The following is a 249-nucleotide window of genomic DNA, read 5'->3' as shown; positions in this document are numbered from 1 at the left end:
ACGAATTGTTCTTGGAAGCATGTCAATTTGTTGTAGGACAAGGGGGAGCGTCCACATCTTCTGTACAGCGAAAATTCCGCAACGGTTATAATCGCGCAGCACGTCTCATTGAAGAGATGCAATCGCAAGGAATTATTTCTGAAGCAAGAGGAACGAAGCCAAGAGATGTCCTTATTTCTGAGGATGAATTCGCTGCTATGCAGGAAACAAATGTATAGTAAACGGTTATGCTGTATAATAAGAGAAAAA

At 41.4% G+C, this 249-nt stretch carries 1 protein-coding gene; it reads left to right on the top strand.

Annotation, left to right across the window (positions count from 1 at the left end):
• The coding region (locus KVT27_RS25630) for a DNA translocase FtsK (protein ID WP_217582278.1) at positions 1 to 218 on the top strand (218 nt) is incomplete at its 5' end.
• Positions 219 to 249: the final 31 nt, after the last annotated feature.

The organism is Lysinibacillus sp. GbtcB16, assembly GCF_019091145.1.
In the GTDB taxonomy this organism is placed as follows: domain Bacteria; phylum Bacillota; class Bacilli; order Bacillales_A; family Planococcaceae; genus Lysinibacillus; species Lysinibacillus fusiformis.
The sequence above is the reverse complement of the archived record's forward strand: the minus strand, read 5'-3'. Positions and strand labels throughout refer to the sequence as shown.